The organism is Pseudomonas sp. HN2-3 (genome assembly GCF_020691745.1).
Taxonomy (GTDB): domain Bacteria; phylum Pseudomonadota; class Gammaproteobacteria; order Pseudomonadales; family Pseudomonadaceae; genus Aquipseudomonas; species Aquipseudomonas capeferrum.
Window position 1 is genome coordinate 312,039 of sequence record NZ_CP085704.1, and the last position, 17,575, is coordinate 329,613.

Genomic DNA, 17,575 nt, shown 5'->3' on the forward strand with positions numbered 1-17,575 from the left:
GTGTTGCTCCGTTAGCGGTGGCTGGACATGAATTGCTTGCAACGCGCCGAGGTCGGGTTCTCGAAGACCTGCTGCGGCGATCCTTGCTCTTCAACCAGGCCCTGGTGCAGGAAAACCACTTCACTGGACACCTGGCGGGCAAAGTTCATCTCGTGCGTCACCAGCAGCATGGTACGGCCTTCTTCGGCCAATGCGCGGATAACGTTTAGCACTTCCTGGACCATTTCCGGATCGAGCGCCGAGGTCGGCTCGTCGAACAGGATGACCTTGGGCCTCATGGCCAAGGTACGGGCAATGGCGGCGCGCTGTTGCTGGCCACCGGAAAGCTGGGCGGGGTAGCTGTGGCGCTTGTCGTAGATGCCAACCTTGTTCAGCAAGGCTTCTGCGGCTTCGATGGCCTCGGCCTTGCTTTGGCCGAGCACGCGGCGCGGGGCCTCGATGATGTTGTCGAGGATCGACATGTGCGGCCACAGGTTGAAGTTTTGGAAGACGAAGCCGATCTCGCTGCGCAGGCGGTTGATCTGGCGGTTGTCGGCGGCGATCAGGTCACCGTTTTTGGCGGCCTTGAGCTTGAGCGATTCGCCGGCGACCAGGATTTCGCCCTGGTGCGGGTTTTCGAGCAGGTTGATGCAGCGCAGCAAAGTGGACTTGCCGGAACCGGACGACCCCAGGATGGAGATCACGTCACCATCGCGCGCGGTCAGCGAAATGCCCTTGAGAATTTCCTGCTCGCCGTAGCGTTTGTGCAGATTGCGGATTTCCAGCGCGGGCGTGGCCTGGGCCATGTGCGGTCCTCATGTGTTCGGGTGCGTTCCCAGCTGTTGGCGGCCTTCCTGGCGTGCGCCAAGCTAGCATAGCGGCATTAGGCGGCCAACAGGGTCGCTAGGGGCTCGGGTCGCTGTCGGGGCAGATTGTCGCATCGCTGCAGTGCAACGTCGCGAGGATGACCGCGAAGGTCTAGCCCAACACCAGAGCCTTGATGAAAAAAGGCGCGATGGTGCCAGCTTTGGCCCGCTCTTGGAAGCGGTTTTGGACCATTCGCGGGTAAACCCGCCGGCACAGGGTTGGTAATCGGTTTACCTGCAAAAGGGTGAACGTGGGTAATGGGTTGTACCTTGAGGTTGTACTTTTTTGCATTGCAACGGTGCAAAGGTGTTACCTGGGAGCACCTTTGGTGCGTTTGTAAGTGGGTATTTCCGTAATCCCGACTTGGAAGGTGGTTTTGGCGACCTTTCGGTCAAAGCATGGCCGAAAGCCCTGCAAGCCGCGCCCTTAATGGTTGCCAGAGATTTCTGACGAATGCATTCAGCAACTGGCTCGCTTATTGCCACTGGGAAACCGCCGATTGCAGCGACGCCTAAATAACCCCAGGCGCGCTTCGTTCCCGTAGTCGGCGTGGTCCACTCCTTACAAAGGTAGTTTTATGAGCGGTAACAATTCCAACGACCTCGCTCAGGGGCTCAAATCGCGGCATGTCACCATGCTGTCCATCGCTGGCGTAATTGGCGCCGGTCTGTTCGTGGGTTCCGGCCACGCCATTGCGGCCGCAGGGCCTGCCGTACTGATGGCCTACGCGGCTGCCGGTACGCTGGTGGTGCTGGTCATGCGCATGCTGGGCGAAATGGCCATTGCCTCGCCTGACACGGGCTCCTTCTCGACGTATGCCGACCGCGCCATCGGGCGTTGGGCCGGCTTCACCATCGGCTGGCTGTACTGGTGGTTCTGGGTGTTGGTGATCCCGCTGGAAGCCAACGCGGCCGCAGCCATTCTGCATGCCTGGTTCCCTGCTGTTGATCTGTGGGCCTTCTCCTTGATCATCACGCTGGTGCTGACCCTGACCAACTTGTGCAGCGTGAAGAACTACGGCGAGTTCGAATTCTGGTTCGCCCTGCTCAAGGTGCTGGCGATCATCGGCTTCATCGTGGTGGGCTGCGTGGCCATGTTCGGCCTGGCGCCGGGCAGCCAGGTGAGCGGTGTCAGCCACCTGTTCGACACCCAGGGCTTCATGCCCAACGGCTTGGGCGCGGTGCTGGCCGCCATGCTGACCACCATGTTCTCGTTCATGGGCACCGAAATCGTCACCATCGCCGCTGCCGAGTCCAAGGACCCGGGCAAGCAGATCAGCCGCGCCACCAACTCGGTGATCTGGCGTATCTGTCTGTTCTACCTGGTGTCGATCCTCCTGGTCGTGGCGCTGGTGCCGTGGAACGACCCGGCCCTGGCGGAACTGGGTTCCTACCAGACCGTGCTGAGCCGCATCGGCGTGCCGAATGCCAAGCTGATCGTCGACATCGTCGTGCTGATCGCCGTGACCAGTTGCCTCAACTCGGCGCTGTACACCTCTTCGCGCATGCTGTTCTCGCTGAGCAAACGTGGCGATGCGCCGGCTGTTGCACAGCGCACCACCAAGGCGGGCACCCCGCACTGGGCGGTACTGTTGTCCACTGCCGCGGCCTTCCTCTGCGTGTTCGCCAACTTCGTTGCGCCGGCCCAGGTGTTCGAGTTCCTGCTGGCCAGCTCCGGCGCCATCGCGCTGCTGGTGTACCTGGTGATCGCTATTTCGCAACTGCGCATGCGCAGCCAGCGTGAAGCGCGTGGCGAGAAGATCGACTTCAAGATGTGGCTGTTCCCGGGCCTGACCTGGGCGACCATTGCCTTCATCATTGCGGTGCTGGTGGTGATGGGGCTGCGTGAAGATCACCGTGCCGAGATCATCGCGACTGCCTTGCTGAGCATTGGTGTGGTGGCCGCAGGGCTGCTGGTGCATCGCAAGCGCGAAGCGGCTGGGCGGGTGGCGCTGGATAACTGATCTGCGCTGCTATGAATGAAAAGGCCGCGCCCTGTGTTGGGTGCGGCCTTTTTGTTTGTCTGGCCTTTTCGCAGGTCAGCCGTACAGCTTCTGCTGTTGCTTGGCCACCACTTCGGAAGCGGTGATATAGGCTTCCTGGAACGCGTCGCTTTCCAGCCAGGCCATGGTGGTGTCTTCGTCGGCGCCATCGAGCCAGGTGCGGTAGGCGGTAAACACCAGCACGATGTAGTCGGTGGCGTGCTCTTCCTTGTGGCCTTTGAGTACCAGGGTCAGCAGCGGGTCGACCAGGAACACCGAGATCATCGCGACCAGGCTGGTTTCCTGTGCCGCCTTCATCTTGTCGAACAGCTCTTTGTAGCTGTCCGACTCCATGGCCTTGTTGAACACCTGCTCGATGCTGGCGCTGTCACCGGCGCTGGCCTTGACCGTCTGGCCGCTGCGCACCATGCGGTTCTGCTTGGCCTTGCTGGCGGCGCGTTTGGCGCGTTTCTGTTGCTTGGTAGGGGTGGCCATGGGTAGGTCCTTGGGGGTGCCTGAAAAAGTGCGCGTATTGAATCGTACTTGCCTGCGAAACCCAAGCGGCAAGCGAGGGTCCTAGGCAGGTTGCCGGATGTCCGGTACCCACTCATGAGGAATTCACGGATGAAAACAGCGATCTCGCTTGGCCTGCTGGCTGTGGCGCTGTCCGGCTGCGGCAATATTGCCGCCGTCAAGTCGTTCAACACCCCGTATGGCTCGCCGACGTCGGGCGATACCGCACGCCTGCGGGTGATTGCCGATGGCATGGTGCGCGCTGTGCCGGGCAAGGATTGCGTCGACTGGTACAGCCCCGGGGCAGGGGTGATTGCAGTGCCCAAGGAGGGCTTCGCCGACCGCAATGGCGAAACCCTGGGCATGCCTGCCAGCGCCCCTGTGGCGGCGGGCGATGCGGTCAGCGAAGTGCTGGTGCCGGCCGGCAAACCGTTCACCTTGCACTTTCTCGACGGCGGGCGCAGTAGCTACAACAGCGTCACCAATTGCCTGGGCATGTTCTATTTCGTGCCGCAAAAAGGCGCCGATTACGAAGTGGTGGTGCGCGGCTACAACGCTTGTGGCGTCGAGCTGCGCCAGCTGGGCGTAGAGCAGCCGGTGAAGACCACCAAGGCTGAATACTGCAGCGCCATGGCCAACTTCTGATTGCCCCTTTCAGTGGGCGGTGGCTGGCGCCTCGTCCTCTTCGAAGTCGCGTGATGCGCGCCCTACTAGCATGGGGTCCGGGGCATGTGCCACAGCCGGGTCCTTGCCCGGGTAATCCAGCGAATGCAGGAAGTGGCGGATGCAGTTGATACGTGCGCGCTTCTTGTCATCGGACTTGATCACCGTCCATGGCGCATCGGCCGTATCGGTATGGAAGAACATCGCCTCCTTGGCTGCGGTGTAGTCGTCCCACTTATCCAGCGACTTGATGTCGATGGGCGACAGCTTCCAGTGCTTGAGCGGGTCGTCGCGGCGTGAGATGAAGCGCCGTAGCTGTTCCTCGCGGTTCACCGAGAACCAGTACTTGAACAGCAGGATGCCGCTGTTGCACAGCATGCGCTCAAGGTCGGGTGCCTGGCGCATGAACTCCAGGTACTGCAGCGGGGTGCAGAAGTCCATCACCTTCTCGACCCCGGCGCGGTTGTACCAGGAGCGGTCGAAGAAGACCATTTCACCCGCCGTCGGCAGGTGCTGGATGTAGCGCTGGAAGTACCACTGGCCTTTCTCTTGTTCGGAAGGCTTCTCCAGCGCGACGATCCGCGCGCCGCGCGGGTTGAGGTGCTCCATGAAACGCTTGATGGTGCCGCCTTTGCCCGCCGCGTCGCGGCCTTCGAACAGAATCACCACGCGCTGGCCGGTTTCTTTTACCCAGCTCTGCACCTTCAGCAGTTCGATCTGCAGGGCATGCTTGGTCTTCTCGTATTCCTGGCGGTGCAGGCGGGTGCGATACGGGTAGCTGGCAGGCAAGCGTGCGCGGGTGCTGTCTTCGTTGCTGCCTTTGGGCGCCGTGGCCACTTCAAGTGCGGCGGGTTGCTGGCTGATCCGGGTAATCGCAGGTTCGGGCTTGCGCTGACGTGGCCGGCGCGGGCGCGGCGCAGTGGGGGTGGGTTCGCTGGGGGCGGGGAGCAGGAGGGTGGATTCTTCGCTCATGGAAGTCCTTGCGGGTAGTCGAATGTCCACCTGGCATTTTAAGGGTGAGCGATGGGTGGCTTTTTGATGTTGGTCAACGTGGCGGTGGTGGCGGGTTGTGATATGCACGTTCCCCTAGAATTTTCTGCGCCTGTGAGATCGAGCGCTACAGATGCCATGACAAACCCGGCATCCCAAACTTTCGAGGCTCGCGAGCCGATCCTGACACAAAAATCGCAGACAACAAAAAACCCGCACTTGGCGGGTTTCTTGTTGTCGCTTCGGGTAACTTTGCAACCACCAGAAGCTGAAGGTGGTGCCCAGAGACGGAGTCGAACCGCCGACACGAGGATTTTCAATCCTCTGCTCTACCGACTGAGCTATCTGGGCGACGAGGTGAATTAAATAGATTTCCAGACCGTCCGTCAACGACTTTTTGAAAAAATTTTAAATTAATTCCGTCGCTTACGTTTTCTGGGGTCATTCGGCCGGCGGAACGTAGCCTTCCGCCTGGGCATAATCTTCGCCGGCGAAAAACTTGTCCATTTCGGCCTGGAGGAACTTGCGGTCCTCGCCATTCATCATGTTCAGGCGCTTTTCGTTGATCAGCATGGTCTGGTGCTTCTGCCAGTCGGCCCAGGCCTTCTGCGAGATGTGATCGAAGATGTCCTGGCCCTTGGCGCCGGGGTAGGGCGGGCGCTCCAGGCCTGGGAGTTCTTCATTGTACTTGCGGCACATCACGGTGCGGGTCATCGGGCGTCTCCTGCAATCAGTTCGTCGGCCGCGCGTTTGAGCAATTTCTTGACCGGGGCGGCGAGGCCCAGGCGCGGCGGGGTGGCGAGGTTATACCAGAGCCAGTCGGGCTCGGCCACGTGCTGGCCGACCGGGTCGACCCGTACCAGCCAAGGTTCGATCGCCAGCTGGAAATGGCTGAAGGTGTGGGTCAGGCCATCCAGGGCCTGGCTGCCAGCCAGGCGCAGGCCGTGCTGGTAGGCGAGGTCGTCGAGCTGCTCGATGTTCTCAAGCTCCGGCAGGCTCCACAAACCGCCCCACAGGCCGCTGGAAGGGCGACGGTATAGCAGGATCGCGCCTTCGTGGTTGGCCAGCAGTGGCATCAGCGTCCGGCGTTGCGGCAGCGCCTTGCGTGGCTTGGGCTCTGGGTAGCGGGTTTCTTCGCCGTGCAGGTGCGCTTCGCAGCCACGCTGCAGCGGGCAGATCAGGCAGCTGGGCTTGCTGCGGGTACACAGCGTGGCGCCCATGTCCATCATCGCCTGGGTGTAGTGGTTGGCGCGTGTCAGCGGGGTGAAGCGCTCGGCGCTGGCCCACAGCTGGTTGGCCACCTTGGGCTCGCCAGGGTAGCCGGCCTGGGCGGTGTAGCGGGCCAACACGCGCTTGACGTTGCCGTCCAGGATCGGCGCGCGGATGCCCATGCTGATGCTGGCGATGGCACCGGCGGTGGAGCGGCCGATGCCCGGCAGTTCGGTCAGTTGCTCGACGCTGCGCGGAAACTCGCCGCCATGCTGCTCGACGACGATCTTCGCGGCCTTTTGCAGGTTGCGGGCGCGGGTGTAATAGCCCAGGCCCGTCCACAGGTGCAGCACCTCGTCCTCCGGCGCCTCGGCCAGCGCCTGCACGGTGGGCAGGGCCTGCATGAAGCGGTCGAAGTAGTTGAGCACGGTGCTGACCTGGGTCTGCTGCAGCATGATTTCCGACACCCACACCCGGTATGGGGTGATGCCCTGTTGCCAGGGCAGGTCGTGTCGGCCGTGCTCGTCATACCAGTCCAGCACGGCGCTGGAGAACTGCTCGGGGCTCATCGCTTGAACAGCCCCTTGAGCGCGTCTTTTACTTCCGGGCTCACTTTGTCTCCGAGTTTCTCTTCGAGTTTTTCATCGATCTTGTCTTTCAGGCGGTTGCCGGCCAGTTTCGCGGCGACCTTGCCCAGGCCATCCTGGTCCAGGCGGCAGGCCTTGGCGCCAAGCTCCAGTGGGCCGCGGCAGCGCAGCGGCACTTCAACACCGACATAGCGCTGGTTGACCTGGCAGGCCGGGTCCGGCATGGCACGCTGGTCGCCCTCGACGATCACGCCAACGTTGTAGTCCATGCCCAGTACGCGCAGGTCGACGTCGCCGTGGCCGTTGACGGTCAGGCCCGGGATGCGTGCCTTGAGGTCTGGGTTGCTGGCTACGCCATTGCGCACCACCAGGCTGCCGCGCAGTTCCTGGAAGGGCGTGTCCTTGCCGCGCGGCTCGCCGCTGAGCGCTTTGCGGTTGAGCGTGGCGATGGCCTGGCACAGTTGCTGTTCCAGGTTGGCATTGACCAGCACGCCGTCGTTGATGGTGAAGTTGGCGTTGCCATTGAGGGTATCGACCAGTGCCTTCTGGCTGTTGCCGGTGGCGGTCAGGTCGCTGGTCAGGGTCAGCAGGCCTTTGACCGGTGGCGTCTGCTCCTTGCCCTCGGTCTTGATGAAGTGCTCCACCGGTACCCGGTCGATCTTGGTACTGACGCCAAGCTGCGGCACGGCGGGGCGTACATCGACAGTGCCCTTGGCCTCGAAGGTGCCGTTGTACAGCTCGCCGCGCAGGGTCTGCAGGGTCACCAGGCCGCCTTGGCCGGTGGCCTTGAGCTGGGCGTCCTGAATGGGCAGTTTGTCCAGGGTCAGCGCGCCGAATGCCAGGTCGGCCTGCAGGTCGAGGGCGCGCAGGCGGTCCACCGGCAGCAGCTTGTCGTCACTCCAGGCGACCTGGGTCGGGGCGTTGGGCAGCGGTGAGCTGCCGGCACCGGCCACGGCGCTGGCTTCCTGTTGCTTGACCTCGGCCTGGCGGGCGGCGGTAGCGCCCTTGGCTTCTTCGCTCTTGGCCGGCAGGTAGCGGTCGGCGTCGAAGGTATCGGCCTTGAGTTGCAGGCGCAGGGCTTGCTTGGCGAAGTCTTCGACGGCTACGCGGCCGGTGAAGGTGCTGTCGTCCAGCTTCACCGCCAGGTCGGCCAGGGCCAGGCTGTTTGGTGTGCCCTGCAGGCGGGTGACCAGTTCCAGCTTGGTGAAGGCAGCCGGGTCGTTGGTGGCGGGCAGCGGGTGGCCGACGCCGTCGAGGAAGCTGCGCAGGTCGAACTGGGCGATGGACAGGCCGCCGCTCAGTTGCGGTGCCTTGTCCAGCTCGCGCAGGTTCAGCTCGCCCAGCGCACGCAGCTGGTTGGCCGAGATTTTCAGGCCGTTCCACGAGGCCACATTGGCCGCCAGGTCGACCAGCAGCTGGCCCTGGGCGGCGAAGGTCACGGTCTTGCCGGCCAGCGGTTCGCCCGAGGTTTCGCCCGACAAGCGCATGTCTTCGAAGTTGTAGCGCTTGAGCTTGCGATCGAAACGCAGCTCGCCGGCAAGCTCGGTGCGTGCCTTGATGTTCGGCTGGCTGGCACTCAGGAATGCACTGGCCTTGAGCGCAATGTTCGCCCCTTCGTGGACCGGGCCGGTGCTCAGCTGGATGCTTTCGGCGCTGTAGCTTTGCCCACTCTTGGCATCGGTGTACTGCACGCGGGCGTTGTTCACGGTCAGGCTGTCGATGTCGAGTTTGACCGCACGCTCGCTGCCGCTTTCGGCTTGTGCCGGTGCCTGCTCGGTCGACGGCTGGGCCGGTGTGGTGGCCGGCGCGTCGTTCTGAGGCGGCAATGGCTTGCCGATGTCTTCCCAGTTGCCGTGGCCGTGTTCGTCACGGGCCAGGGTCAGGTTCAGGCCTTCGACGCGCACATCGCTCATCTGCACCTCGCGGCGCAGCAGCGGCAGCACACGCACCGACAAACCGAGCATCTGCAGGTCGGCAAACGGCTCCTTGGGCTTGTTCAAGGTTGCGATGCTTGCTTCGTGCAGCTCCAGGCCCAGCCACGGGAACAGGCTCCAGCCGATATCACCGTTGAGGGTCAGCTCGACATGAGCCTTGTCGCGCGCCAGCTGGCGAATCTCGTCTTTATAGTCGTTGGGATCGAAGAGGTGGGTCAGGGCGAAGCCCAGCGCCACGATGATCAGCAGCAACCCGAGAAGCCCCAGTCCCAGGATTTTGCCGAACGCTTTCATGGGCGAGTCCTTGTAGTCCAGTTTGAAATTCAGCGGCAGAGTATAGCGCCGCAGTGCTTATATCTGCGTATCCGACAAGAGATACAGGGCATTTACCTACGAATGGCTCAGATTGTGCGGCTTTCGTCAGCCGGCCTCTTCGCGGAGGCAGCCCGCTCCCACAGGATTGGGCGAGCCCGCTCGTACCGTTTCAGCGACTGAAAAATCCACGATATCAGATTGCTTTCATGCCACCTGATGCTGGTAACCTTGCGCCGTTTTTTGTGTGCCCGCGACCCATTGTCGCGGTTCGCTTGCCCAGTCCAGGCCCAATAACAAAGGATCAAACCCATGAGCAGTACCGTCACGGCGGGCACCTTGGCCGGCGCGCCGAGCTTCCTGTCTAAGGAGCGCATCATCGCCCGCCCGGGCTTCAACCGCTGGCTGGTGCCACCGGCGGCCCTGGCTATCCACTTGTGTATCGGCATGGCCTACGGCTTTTCGGTGTTCTGGTTGCCGCTGTCGCAAGCCATCGGCATCACCGCCCCGCTCGCCTGCTCGGCCGACATGGGCTTCATCGCCCGCCTGTTCAGTGCCGAGTGTGACTGGCCGATTTCGATGCTGAGCTGGATCTACACGCTGTTCTTCGTGTTCCTCGGTTGCTCGGCGGCGGTGCTGGGTGGCTGGCTGGAACACGCCGGGCCGCGCAAGGCCGGGCTGGTATCGGCTGTGTGCTGGTGCGGCGGCATGCTGATTTCGGCGATTGGCGTGAAGACCCATCAGCTGTGGCTGATGTGGCTGGGCTCAGGCGTGATTGGCGGTATCGGCCTGGGCCTGGGTTACATCTCGCCGGTCTCGACCCTGATCAAGTGGTTCCCGGACAAACGCGGCATGGCCACCGGTATGGCGATCATGGGCTTCGGCGGCGGCGCGATGGTAGGTGCACCGCTGGCGACCGCGTTGATGGGCCACTTCGGCAGCGCGCAGGATGTTGGCGTATGGCAGAGCTTCGTGGTCATGGCGGCGATCTACTTCGTGTTCATGTCGGCGGGCGCGCTGGGTTACCGCGTGCCACCGACCGGCTGGAAGCCCGAGGGCTGGACGGCGCCGGCGAAAAAGGCCGGCAATGGCATGGTCACCGACCGCCATGTGCACGTCAGCGTTGCCTGGAAAACCCCGCAGTTCGCACTGGTGTGGTTGGTGCTGTGCCTGAACGTCTCGGCGGGCATCGGTATTCTCGGCATGGCGTCGCCGCTGTTGCAGGAAGTGTTCGCCGGCAAGTTGCTGGGCAACGAGCTGCGTTTCAGCGAGTTGAATGCCGCGCAGCTGGCGCAGATTGCAGCGATCGCCGCAGGTTTCACCGGCTTGCTGAGCCTGTTCAACATCGGCGGGCGCTTCTTCTGGGCATCGTTCTCTGACTACATCGGGCGCAAAAACACCTACTTCGCCTTCTTCGCCCTGGGCGTTGGCCTCTACAGCCTGGTGCCGAACATGGGCCACCTGGGCAACGTGGCGCTGTTCGTGGCGGCGTTCTGCATCATCCTGTCGATGTACGGCGGTGGCTTTGCCACGGTGCCGGCGTACCTGGCCGACCTGTTCGGCACACAGATGGTCGGTGCGATTCATGGGCGCCTGCTGACCGCCTGGGCGGCGGCGGGTGTGCTTGGGCCGGTGCTGATCACCTACCTGCGTGAGTCTCAGCTGGCGGCGGGCGTGGAACGGGCGGCGGCTTACGACATGACCCTTTACATCCTCTCTGGGCTGCTGGTGCTGGGGTTCATCTGCAACATGCTGATTCGGCCGGTGGCAGACAAGTACTTCATGAGCGACGCGCAACTGGCTGCCGAACGTGCGTTGAGCCATGACAAGGGCGCCGAGGGTGCGCGGTCGCTGGAGTGGCATGCGGCGCCCGGGAGCTTGCCGTGGGTACTGCTGGCTTGGGCGGCGGTGGTAGTGCCGTTGGCGTGGGGCGTGTGGATTACCCTGCAGAAGACGGCTGTGCTGTTCCATTGAGGGTGGGCCTGGGGCTGCAAAGCAGCCCCAGGATCCCTGCTTGTATAGACCTGTAACAGCATCCGGCCCCCGCAATTGCTTGCCCTGCCATATGTCATCCGCGTTTCAAGCTGGCGCGTTCTGGGCCTATAATGGAACCCTTTTCGCCCAATGATTTTGCGGAGCTGGTGATGGTCGAACGTAAGGCTTCCGTCGAGCGCAATACCCTGGAAACCCAGGTAAAGGCCTCGATCAACCTAGATGGCAGCGGCAAGGCCCGATTTGATATCGGTGTGCCTTTCCTTGAACACATGCTCGACCAGATCGCCCGGCATGGGCTGATCGATCTGGACATCGAGTGCAAGGGTGACCTGCACATCGACGATCACCATACCGTCGAAGACGTCGGTATCACCCTGGGCCAGGCATTCGCCCAGGCCATCGGTGACAAGAAAGGCATCCGCCGCTACGGCCACGCCTATGTCCCGCTGGATGAAGCGCTGTCGCGCGTGGTCATCGATTTTTCCGGCCGCCCAGGCCTGCAGATGCATGTGCCGTACACCCGCGCCAGCGTCGGCGGCTTCGATGTCGACCTGTTCCAGGAGTTCTTCCAGGGCTTCGTCAACCACGCCTTGGTGAGCCTGCACATCGACAACCTGCGTGGCCACAACACTCACCACCAGATCGAGACCGTGTTCAAGGCCTTCGGTCGCGCCCTGCGCATGGCCGTGGAGCTGGACGAGCGCATGGCCGGGCAGATGCCTTCCACCAAGGGATGCCTGTAAATGCAAACGGTAGCCGTAATCGACTATGGCATGGGCAACCTGCACTCGGTGGCCAAGGCACTCGAGCACGTCGGTGCTGGCAAAGTCCTGGTTACCAGCGACGCTGCGGTGATCCGCGAGGCCGACCGTGTGGTGTTCCCTGGCGTGGGTGCGATACGCGACTGCATGGCCGAAATCCGCCGCCTGGGCTTTGACAGCCTGGTGCGCGAGGTCAGCCAGGACCGCCCGTTTCTGGGCATCTGTGTCGGCATGCAAGCGCTGCTCGAACACAGCGAAGAAAACAACGGCGTCGACTGCATCGGCCTGTTCCCCGGCCAGGTGCGTTTCTTCGGCAAGGGCCTGCAAGAAGATGGCGAGCACCTGAAGGTGCCGCACATGGGCTGGAACGAAGTCAGCCAGACCATCCATCACCCGTTGTGGCACGACATCCCTGACCGCGCGCGCTTCTACTTCGTGCACAGCTACTACATCGATGCTGGCAAGCCGGCCCAGGTGGTCGGTCGCGGCCACTATGGCGTCGACTTCGCCGCCGCGCTGGCCGACGGTTCGCGCTTTGCCGTGCAGTTCCACCCGGAGAAGAGCCATACCCATGGCCTGCAGTTGCTGCAGAACTTCGTCGCCTGGGACGGGCGCTGGTAAATGAGCAGAGCGAAGACCAAGGCCCCGGTCATCACCCTGGCCGCCGAGCAGGAGCGCGAGGCGCTCGACACCCTCAAGCGCTTTCTCGAAGACCGTTTCGAGTTGCAGCTGGGCTCGTTCGAAGTGGCCGAGGTCCTCGACCTGTTCAGCAAAGAGATTGCACCCCATTACTACAACAGGGCGATTGCCGATGTTCAGCTGCACCTCAAGGAGCGGTTCGAGAGCATCGAGAGCGACCTGTGGGCACTCGAGAAGCCCTGAAACCCAACAAATAGACAGGTTCCCAAGATGCTGATTATCCCCGCTATCGATCTGAAGGACGGTGCTTGCGTGCGCCTGCGCCAGGGCCGCATGGAAGACTCCACGGTATTTTCCGACGACCCGGTGAGCATGGCCGCCAAGTGGGTCGAGGGTGGCTGCCGCCGCCTGCACCTGGTCGACCTCAACGGCGCCTTCGAAGGCCAGCCGGTCAACGGCGAAGTGGTGACCGCCATCGCCAAGCGTTACCCGACCCTGCCGATCCAGATCGGCGGCGGCATCCGCTCGCTGGAAACCATCGAGCACTACGTCAAGGCGGGTGTCAGCTACGTCATCATCGGCACCAAGGCGGTCAAGCAGCCAGCGTTCGTTGCCGAGGCCTGCAAGGCGTTCCCGGGCAAGGTCATCGTTGGCCTGGACGCCAAGGACGGCTTCGTTGCCACCGACGGCTGGGCTGAAGTCAGCACTGTTCAGGTCATCGACCTGGCCAAGCGCTTCGAGGCCGATGGTGTGTCGGCGATCGTCTATACCGACATCGCCAAGGACGGCATGATGCAGGGCTGCAACGTGCCCTTCACCAAAGCCCTGGCCGAAGCCACGCGCATTCCGGTGATCGCGTCCGGCGGCATCCACAACCTGGGCGATATCAAGGCCCTGCTGGACGCCAAGGCCCCAGGCATCATCGGCGCCATCACCGGCCGTGCCATCTACGAAGGCACCCTCGATGTCGCCGAGGCCCAGGCCTTCTGCGACAACTATTAAGAGCAGCGGCAAGCTGTAAGCTGTAAGCCGCAAGAGAAAGGCCAGACCGCGATAGGCTGTTCTCTTGCAGCTTGAAGCTCGAAGCTTGAAGCTGCCGTTCCAGGAGAAGTCATGGCTTTAGCTAAACGCATCATCCCTTGCCTGGACGTGGACAACGGCCGTGTGGTCAAGGGCGTCAAGTTCGAGAACATCCGTGATGCCGGCGACCCGGTGGAAATCGCCCGTCGCTACAACGAGCAGGGTGCCGACGAAATCACCTTCCTCGACATCACCGCCAGCGTCGATGGCCGCGATACCACGCTGCATACCGTCGAGCGCATGGCCAGCCAGGTGTTCATCCCGCTGACCGTGGGCGGTGGCGTGCGCACTGTGCAGGACATCCGTAACCTGCTCAACGCCGGTGCCGACAAGGTCTCGATCAACACCGCCGCAGTGTTCAACCCGGAGTTCGTGGGCGAGGCGGCAGACCGTTTCGGTTCGCAGTGCATCGTGGTCGCCATCGATGCCAAGAAGGTGTCCGCACCCGGTGAAGCACCGCGCTGGGAAATCTTCACCCACGGCGGGCGCAAGCCGACCGGGTTGGATGCCGTGGAGTGGGCGAAGAAGATGGAAGGCCTGGGTGCCGGCGAGATCCTGCTGACCAGCATGGACCAGGACGGCATGAAGAACGGCTTTGACCTGGGGGTTACCCGGGCCATCAGCGATGCGCTGGGGATTCCGGTGATTGCTTCGGGTGGGGTGGGTAACCTGCAGCACCTGGCTGACGGGATTGTGGAAGGGCATGCCAGTGCGGTGCTGGCGGCCAGTATCTTCCACTTTGGCGAGTACACGGTGCCGGAGGCCAAGGCCTACATGGCTTCGCGCGGGATCGTCGTTCGCTGATCCATTGATTGGGGCTGCTTTGCAGCCCATTCGCGGGGCAAGCCCGCTCCCACAGGTTCATGAGCAGCGCAGTCCCTGTAGGCGCGGCCTTGCGTCGCGAAAGGGCCGCACAGCGGCCCCAACAGCATCACCCGTGGTTCTTGCCCAACAACGCGTGATAAAGCTCGGTATCCCCAAGAATCCCCACCACCTTGTCGTTATCCTGCAGCACCAGCTTGTTGCCCGTCTGATAACGAATCTGCAGCGCCTCACGCATGCCGATATCGGCGTGCACCACCGTAGGCCTGCGCTCCAGCAGTTCTACATTCTGCCCTGGCGCCCAATTCTGCATATCCAGGCCGTTCTGGCCTTGGCGTGCACGTTTGAGCAAGCCGCCTTCGCCAATGTCCAGCCATGAGTCGATACCCGGGTCCAGGCACACCGACCCATTGACCCGTTTGCAGTTGTCCAGGCTGCGCATCAGGCTGCGCCCGCACAGCACGTTGAGCGGGTTGGTGTGGGCAACGAAGGTGCGCACATAGTCGTCCGCGGGGTTGAGCACGATCTCCTCGGGCTTGCTGTACTGGATGATCCGGCCGTCCTTCATGATCGCGATACGGCTGCCCAGTTTCAGCGCTTCGTCCAGGTCGTGGCTGACGAACACGATGGTCTTGTTCAGCTTGCGTTGCAGCTCCAGCAGTTCGTCCTGCAGGCCCTGGCGGATCAGCGGGTCGAGCGCCGAGAACGGTTCGTCCATCAGCAGGATGTCGGCATCCATCGCCAGCGCCCGGGCCAGGCCCACACGCTGCTGCATGCCACCCGACAGCTCATCGGGCTTCTTGTTGCGCCATTGGGTCAGGCCCACCAGTTCGAGCTTCTCGTCAACCAGCTTGCGCCGCTCCTTCTCTGGGCGGCCCTGCATCTCCAGGCCAAAGCTGATGTTCTCGCGCACGGTCAGCCAGGGCATCAGGGCGAACTTCTGGAACACCATGGCGATGCGCTTGGTGCGCATCATCTTCAGCTCTGCCGGGGTGCAGTGGGCAATGTCGATGTGCTTGCCTTCATGCTCGACGAACAGCTTGCCGCGGCTGACGGTGTTCAGGCCGTTGATGCAGCGCAGCAGGCTCGACTTGCCCGAACCGGACAAGCCCATGAGCACGCAGATCTCGCCTTTCTCGATGTCCAGGTTGGCTTTTTCGACACCCACCACCAGGCCGGTCTGCTTGAGGATCTGCTCACGGGTCTTGCCCTGGTCGAGCAGCGAAAGTGCCTCGCGCGGTTTATTGGAGAAGATGACGTCGACGTCTTCGAAACGAATGATGCTCATGCTTCACCCCTTACCGTGACTTCCGGTTGCTTGCAGATACGGTCGAGCATGATCGCCAGCAGCACGATCGCCAGGCCCGCTTCGAAGCCCAGGGAGATATCGGCGGTGTTCAGTGCGTTGACCACAGGTTTGCCCAGGCCATCGGCGCCCACCAGGGCCGCGATCACCACCATCGACAGCGACAGCATGATGCACTGGGTCACACCGGCGGCGATGCTCGGCATCGCGTGCGGCAGTTCGATGCGGGTCAGCAGCTGGCGACGCGAGCAGCCAAAGGCCTTGCCGGCGTCGAGCAGCTCTTGTGGCACATCGCAGATGCCCAGGTAGGTGAGGCGAATCGGCGCGGCAATGGCGAACACCACCGTCGAGATCAGCCCCGGGACCACGCCCAGGCCGAACAGGGTCAGGGTCGGGATCAGGTAAACGAAGGTTGGCACCGTCTGCATCAGGTCGAGCACCGGGCGCATGGCGGTATAGAACATCGGTTTATGCGCGGCGAGGATGCCCAGCGGCACACCGAAGGCCACGCAGACCACCGTGGCGAATGTCACCTGCGCCAGGGTTTCCATGGTCTCCTGCCAGTAGCCCAGGTTGAGGATCAGCAGGAACGACAGGGCGACGAATGCGGTCAGCGCCCACTTGCGCTGGATGAGGTGCGCCAGGGCGGCGAACAGGGCGATGAGGACGAATGGGTTGAACCAGGTCAGGGCGCTGGTGACGCCATGAATCATGAACTCCAGGCCTTGCGCGATGGCATCGAAGTAATCGGCGCCATTCTGGGTCAGCCATTCGACGAACGACGCGATGTACTGGCCCAGGGGTATTTTCTGATCGATAAGCATGATAGCGAGCTTCCACCTGCAAAGATTGAAATCAGTCCGGGGCGGGCACGGTCCCGCCCCGAGGTAGCGCTATTGCGTGGTTCGTTATTGCGCGAGCTTGGCCTTGGCCGCCTCAAGGCCGGGTTTGCCATCAACGGTGGTCACGCCGGCCAGCCAGGTATCCAGCTTGCCGGGGTTGTCTTTGAGCCACTTCTTGGCGGCTGCTTCGGGTTTCATCTTGTCGTCCAGGACATAGCCCATCATGGTGCTTTCATCCTTGAGCTCGAACGACAGGTTCTTGAGCAGTTGGCCAACGTTGCTGCATTCCTGCACGTAGCCCTTGCGGGTGTTGGTCAATACGGTTGCCTTGCCGAAATCGGGGCCAAAGTAGTCGTCCCCGCCGGTCAGGTACTGCATCTTGAAGCGGGTGTTCATCGGGTGCGGTTCCCAGCCCAGGAACACCAACGACTCGCCACGTTTCTGCGCCCGGTCAACCTGCGACAGCATGCCTGCTTCGCTGGATTGCACGATCTTGAAACCGGCGTCCTTCAGGCCGAAGGCGTTCTTGTCGATCATGCTCTGGATGGTGCGGTTGCCGTCGTTGCCCGGTTCGATGCCGTAGATCTTGCCGTCCAGTTCCTGCTTGAACTTGGGGATGTCGGCAAAATCCTTCAGGCCCTTGTCGTACAGCGCCTGGGGTACGGCCAGGGTGTACTTGGCGTTTTCCAGGTTGGCGCGCACGGTCTCGACGGTGCCGGCGTCGCGGTACTGCTTGATGTCGTTCTCCATGGTCGGCATCCAGTTGCCGAGAAACACGTCCAGGTCCTTGCCGGTGGCCAGCGACTTGTAGGTCACCGGTACCGAGATCATGGTGGTGTGGGTCTTGTAACCCAGGGCTTCGAGCACAACGCTTGTGGTGGCTGTCGTCACGGTGATGTCGGTCCAGCCGACATCGGAAAAACGTACCGTCTGGCACTGCTCAGGCTCGGCGGCCTGGGCCAGTATCGGTGCGGACAACAACGCAACCAGCAACAGCGAGGGTGAACCTTTCATGGATGGACTCCTGAGATTTTGTCTTCGGGTTCGCATGGGTCGCCGGGCTTTCTGAAGGTCCGGTCGACCAGGCCTGCAGAG

The 17,575-nt window shown here is 62.5% G+C and carries 17 protein-coding genes and 1 tRNA gene; 8 read left to right on the plus strand and 10 right to left on the minus strand.

Features of this window, described 5'->3' with window-relative positions; translation table 11 throughout:
- Positions 1 to 11: 11 nt before the first annotated feature.
- Positions 12 to 785: an ABC transporter ATP-binding protein gene (locus tag LJX93_RS01360; protein WP_027917578.1), complete on the minus strand. Its 774-nt coding sequence runs from the start codon at positions 783 to 785 to the stop codon at positions 12 to 14.
- Positions 786 to 1,423: 638 nt separating this feature from the next.
- Here LJX93_RS01360 and gabP point away from each other — a divergent pair.
- Entirely contained in the window at positions 1,424 to 2,809 is a 1,386-nt protein-coding gene (gene gabP / locus LJX93_RS01365; RefSeq protein ID WP_227696678.1) for a GABA permease, read from the plus strand.
- A 75-nt stretch (positions 2,810 to 2,884) separates the two neighbouring features.
- Here gabP and LJX93_RS01370 read toward each other — a convergent pair whose 3' ends face one another.
- Positions 2,885 to 3,322, minus strand: coding sequence for a hypothetical protein (locus LJX93_RS01370; RefSeq protein WP_033703188.1), 438 nt, complete (start codon positions 3,320 to 3,322; stop codon positions 2,885 to 2,887).
- Between the two features lie 129 nt (positions 3,323 to 3,451).
- Between LJX93_RS01370 and LJX93_RS01375 the strand changes: the two genes are divergently transcribed.
- Positions 3,452 to 3,985, plus strand: coding sequence for a hypothetical protein (locus LJX93_RS01375; protein WP_050506183.1), 534 nt, complete (start codon positions 3,452 to 3,454; stop codon positions 3,983 to 3,985).
- A 9-nt stretch (positions 3,986 to 3,994) separates the two neighbouring features.
- On the opposite strand, the gene ppk2 is transcribed toward LJX93_RS01375, so the two are convergent.
- The 5 genes from ppk2 to LJX93_RS01400 all read right to left on the minus strand — a co-directional run bounded on the left by ppk2 (position 3,995) and on the right by LJX93_RS01400 (position 9,017).
- Positions 3,995 to 4,975 (minus strand): polyphosphate kinase 2, encoded by a 981-nt coding sequence (ppk2, locus tag LJX93_RS01380; RefSeq protein ID WP_227696679.1) that lies wholly within the window; start codon positions 4,973 to 4,975, stop codon positions 3,995 to 3,997.
- Between the two features lie 293 nt (positions 4,976 to 5,268).
- Positions 5,269 to 5,344: transfer RNA gene (locus LJX93_RS01385), tRNA-Phe, on the minus strand.
- Between the two features lie 90 nt (positions 5,345 to 5,434).
- Positions 5,435 to 5,707, minus strand: a complete 273-nt coding sequence (locus LJX93_RS01390) for an oxidative damage protection protein (RefSeq protein WP_227696680.1) — start codon at positions 5,705 to 5,707, stop codon at positions 5,435 to 5,437.
- Entirely contained in the window at positions 5,704 to 6,771 is a 1,068-nt protein-coding gene (gene mutY, locus LJX93_RS01395; protein WP_033703185.1) for an A/G-specific adenine glycosylase, read from the minus strand. Before mutY ends, LJX93_RS01390 begins: the two co-directional genes overlap by 4 nt.
- A complete protein-coding gene (locus LJX93_RS01400) occupies positions 6,768 to 9,017 on the minus strand; it encodes an AsmA family protein (protein ID WP_227696681.1) in 2,250 nt (749 codons plus the stop codon). The genes mutY and LJX93_RS01400 overlap by 4 nt, the downstream gene beginning before the upstream one ends.
- Before the next feature lie 330 nt (positions 9,018 to 9,347).
- Between LJX93_RS01400 and LJX93_RS01405 the strand changes: the two genes are divergently transcribed.
- From LJX93_RS01405 to hisF, 6 genes are all read left to right on the plus strand, one after another.
- Complete coding sequence (locus LJX93_RS01405) at positions 9,348 to 11,009, plus strand: OFA family MFS transporter (protein ID WP_033703183.1); 1,662 nt, start codon at positions 9,348 to 9,350, stop codon at positions 11,007 to 11,009.
- A gap of 170 nt (positions 11,010 to 11,179) precedes the next feature.
- A complete protein-coding gene (gene hisB / locus LJX93_RS01410; protein WP_033703340.1) occupies positions 11,180 to 11,773 on the plus strand; it encodes an imidazoleglycerol-phosphate dehydratase HisB in 594 nt (197 codons plus the stop codon).
- On the plus strand, positions 11,774 to 12,412 hold the full coding sequence (hisH, locus tag LJX93_RS01415) for an imidazole glycerol phosphate synthase subunit HisH (RefSeq protein ID WP_033703182.1): 639 nt from the start codon (positions 11,774 to 11,776) through the stop codon (positions 12,410 to 12,412).
- The gene (locus LJX93_RS01420) at positions 12,413 to 12,673 is read left to right on the plus strand and encodes a DUF2164 domain-containing protein (protein WP_033703181.1); all 261 of its coding nucleotides are present in this window, start codon (positions 12,413 to 12,415) and stop codon (positions 12,671 to 12,673) included.
- 27 nt (positions 12,674 to 12,700) lie between these two features.
- Positions 12,701 to 13,432, plus strand: a complete 732-nt coding sequence (hisA, locus tag LJX93_RS01425) for a 1-(5-phosphoribosyl)-5-[(5-phosphoribosylamino)methylideneamino]imidazole-4-carboxamide isomerase (protein ID WP_033703180.1) — start codon at positions 12,701 to 12,703, stop codon at positions 13,430 to 13,432.
- Positions 13,433 to 13,543: 111 nt separating this feature from the next.
- The gene (hisF, locus tag LJX93_RS01430) at positions 13,544 to 14,314 is read left to right on the plus strand and encodes an imidazole glycerol phosphate synthase subunit HisF (protein ID WP_033703179.1); all 771 of its coding nucleotides are present in this window, start codon (positions 13,544 to 13,546) and stop codon (positions 14,312 to 14,314) included.
- 127 nt (positions 14,315 to 14,441) lie between these two features.
- Here the strand turns inward: hisF and choV are convergent, their stop codons facing one another.
- From choV to LJX93_RS01445, 3 genes are all read right to left on the minus strand, one after another.
- Positions 14,442 to 15,620 carry a choline ABC transporter ATP-binding protein gene (gene choV, locus LJX93_RS01435; RefSeq protein WP_033703178.1) on the minus strand — a complete coding sequence of 393 codons (1,179 nt, stop codon included), beginning with the start codon at positions 15,618 to 15,620 and terminating at the stop codon, positions 14,442 to 14,444.
- Positions 15,617 to 16,465: a choline ABC transporter permease subunit gene (choW, locus tag LJX93_RS01440; RefSeq protein WP_177326490.1), complete on the minus strand. Its 849-nt coding sequence runs from the start codon at positions 16,463 to 16,465 to the stop codon at positions 15,617 to 15,619. The genes choV and choW overlap by 4 nt, the downstream gene beginning before the upstream one ends.
- Before the next feature lie 81 nt (positions 16,466 to 16,546).
- Positions 16,547 to 17,494, minus strand: coding sequence for a choline ABC transporter substrate-binding protein (locus tag LJX93_RS01445; protein WP_033703176.1), 948 nt, complete (start codon positions 17,492 to 17,494; stop codon positions 16,547 to 16,549).
- Between the last annotated feature and the right edge of the window lie 81 nt (positions 17,495 to 17,575).

Excerpts from the sequence above, each read along its gene's own strand:
- LJX93_RS01360 (WP_027917578.1), bottom strand. The coding sequence starts at position 785 with ATGGCCCAGGCCACGCCCGCGCTGGAAATCCGCAATCTGCACAAACGC.
- gabP (WP_227696678.1), top strand. The coding sequence starts at position 1,424 with ATGAGCGGTAACAATTCCAACGACCTCGCTCAGGGGCTCAAATCGCGG.
- LJX93_RS01370 (WP_033703188.1), bottom strand. The coding sequence starts at position 3,322 with ATGGCCACCCCTACCAAGCAACAGAAACGCGCCAAACGCGCCGCCAGC.
- LJX93_RS01375 (WP_050506183.1), top strand. The coding sequence starts at position 3,452 with ATGAAAACAGCGATCTCGCTTGGCCTGCTGGCTGTGGCGCTGTCCGGC.
- ppk2 (WP_227696679.1), bottom strand. The coding sequence starts at position 4,975 with ATGAGCGAAGAATCCACCCTCCTGCTCCCCGCCCCCAGCGAACCCACC.
- LJX93_RS01390 (WP_227696680.1), bottom strand. The coding sequence starts at position 5,707 with ATGACCCGCACCGTGATGTGCCGCAAGTACAATGAAGAACTCCCAGGC.
- mutY (WP_033703185.1), bottom strand. The coding sequence starts at position 6,771 with ATGAGCCCCGAGCAGTTCTCCAGCGCCGTGCTGGACTGGTATGACGAG.
- LJX93_RS01400 (WP_227696681.1), bottom strand. The coding sequence starts at position 9,017 with ATGAAAGCGTTCGGCAAAATCCTGGGACTGGGGCTTCTCGGGTTGCTG.
- LJX93_RS01405 (WP_033703183.1), top strand. The coding sequence starts at position 9,348 with ATGAGCAGTACCGTCACGGCGGGCACCTTGGCCGGCGCGCCGAGCTTC.
- hisB (WP_033703340.1), top strand. The coding sequence starts at position 11,180 with ATGGTCGAACGTAAGGCTTCCGTCGAGCGCAATACCCTGGAAACCCAG.
- hisH (WP_033703182.1), top strand. The coding sequence starts at position 11,774 with ATGCAAACGGTAGCCGTAATCGACTATGGCATGGGCAACCTGCACTCG.
- LJX93_RS01420 (WP_033703181.1), top strand. The coding sequence starts at position 12,413 with ATGAGCAGAGCGAAGACCAAGGCCCCGGTCATCACCCTGGCCGCCGAG.
- hisA (WP_033703180.1), top strand. The coding sequence starts at position 12,701 with ATGCTGATTATCCCCGCTATCGATCTGAAGGACGGTGCTTGCGTGCGC.
- hisF (WP_033703179.1), top strand. The coding sequence starts at position 13,544 with ATGGCTTTAGCTAAACGCATCATCCCTTGCCTGGACGTGGACAACGGC.
- choV (WP_033703178.1), bottom strand. The coding sequence starts at position 15,620 with ATGAGCATCATTCGTTTCGAAGACGTCGACGTCATCTTCTCCAATAAA.
- LJX93_RS01445 (WP_033703176.1), bottom strand. The coding sequence starts at position 17,494 with ATGAAAGGTTCACCCTCGCTGTTGCTGGTTGCGTTGTTGTCCGCACCG.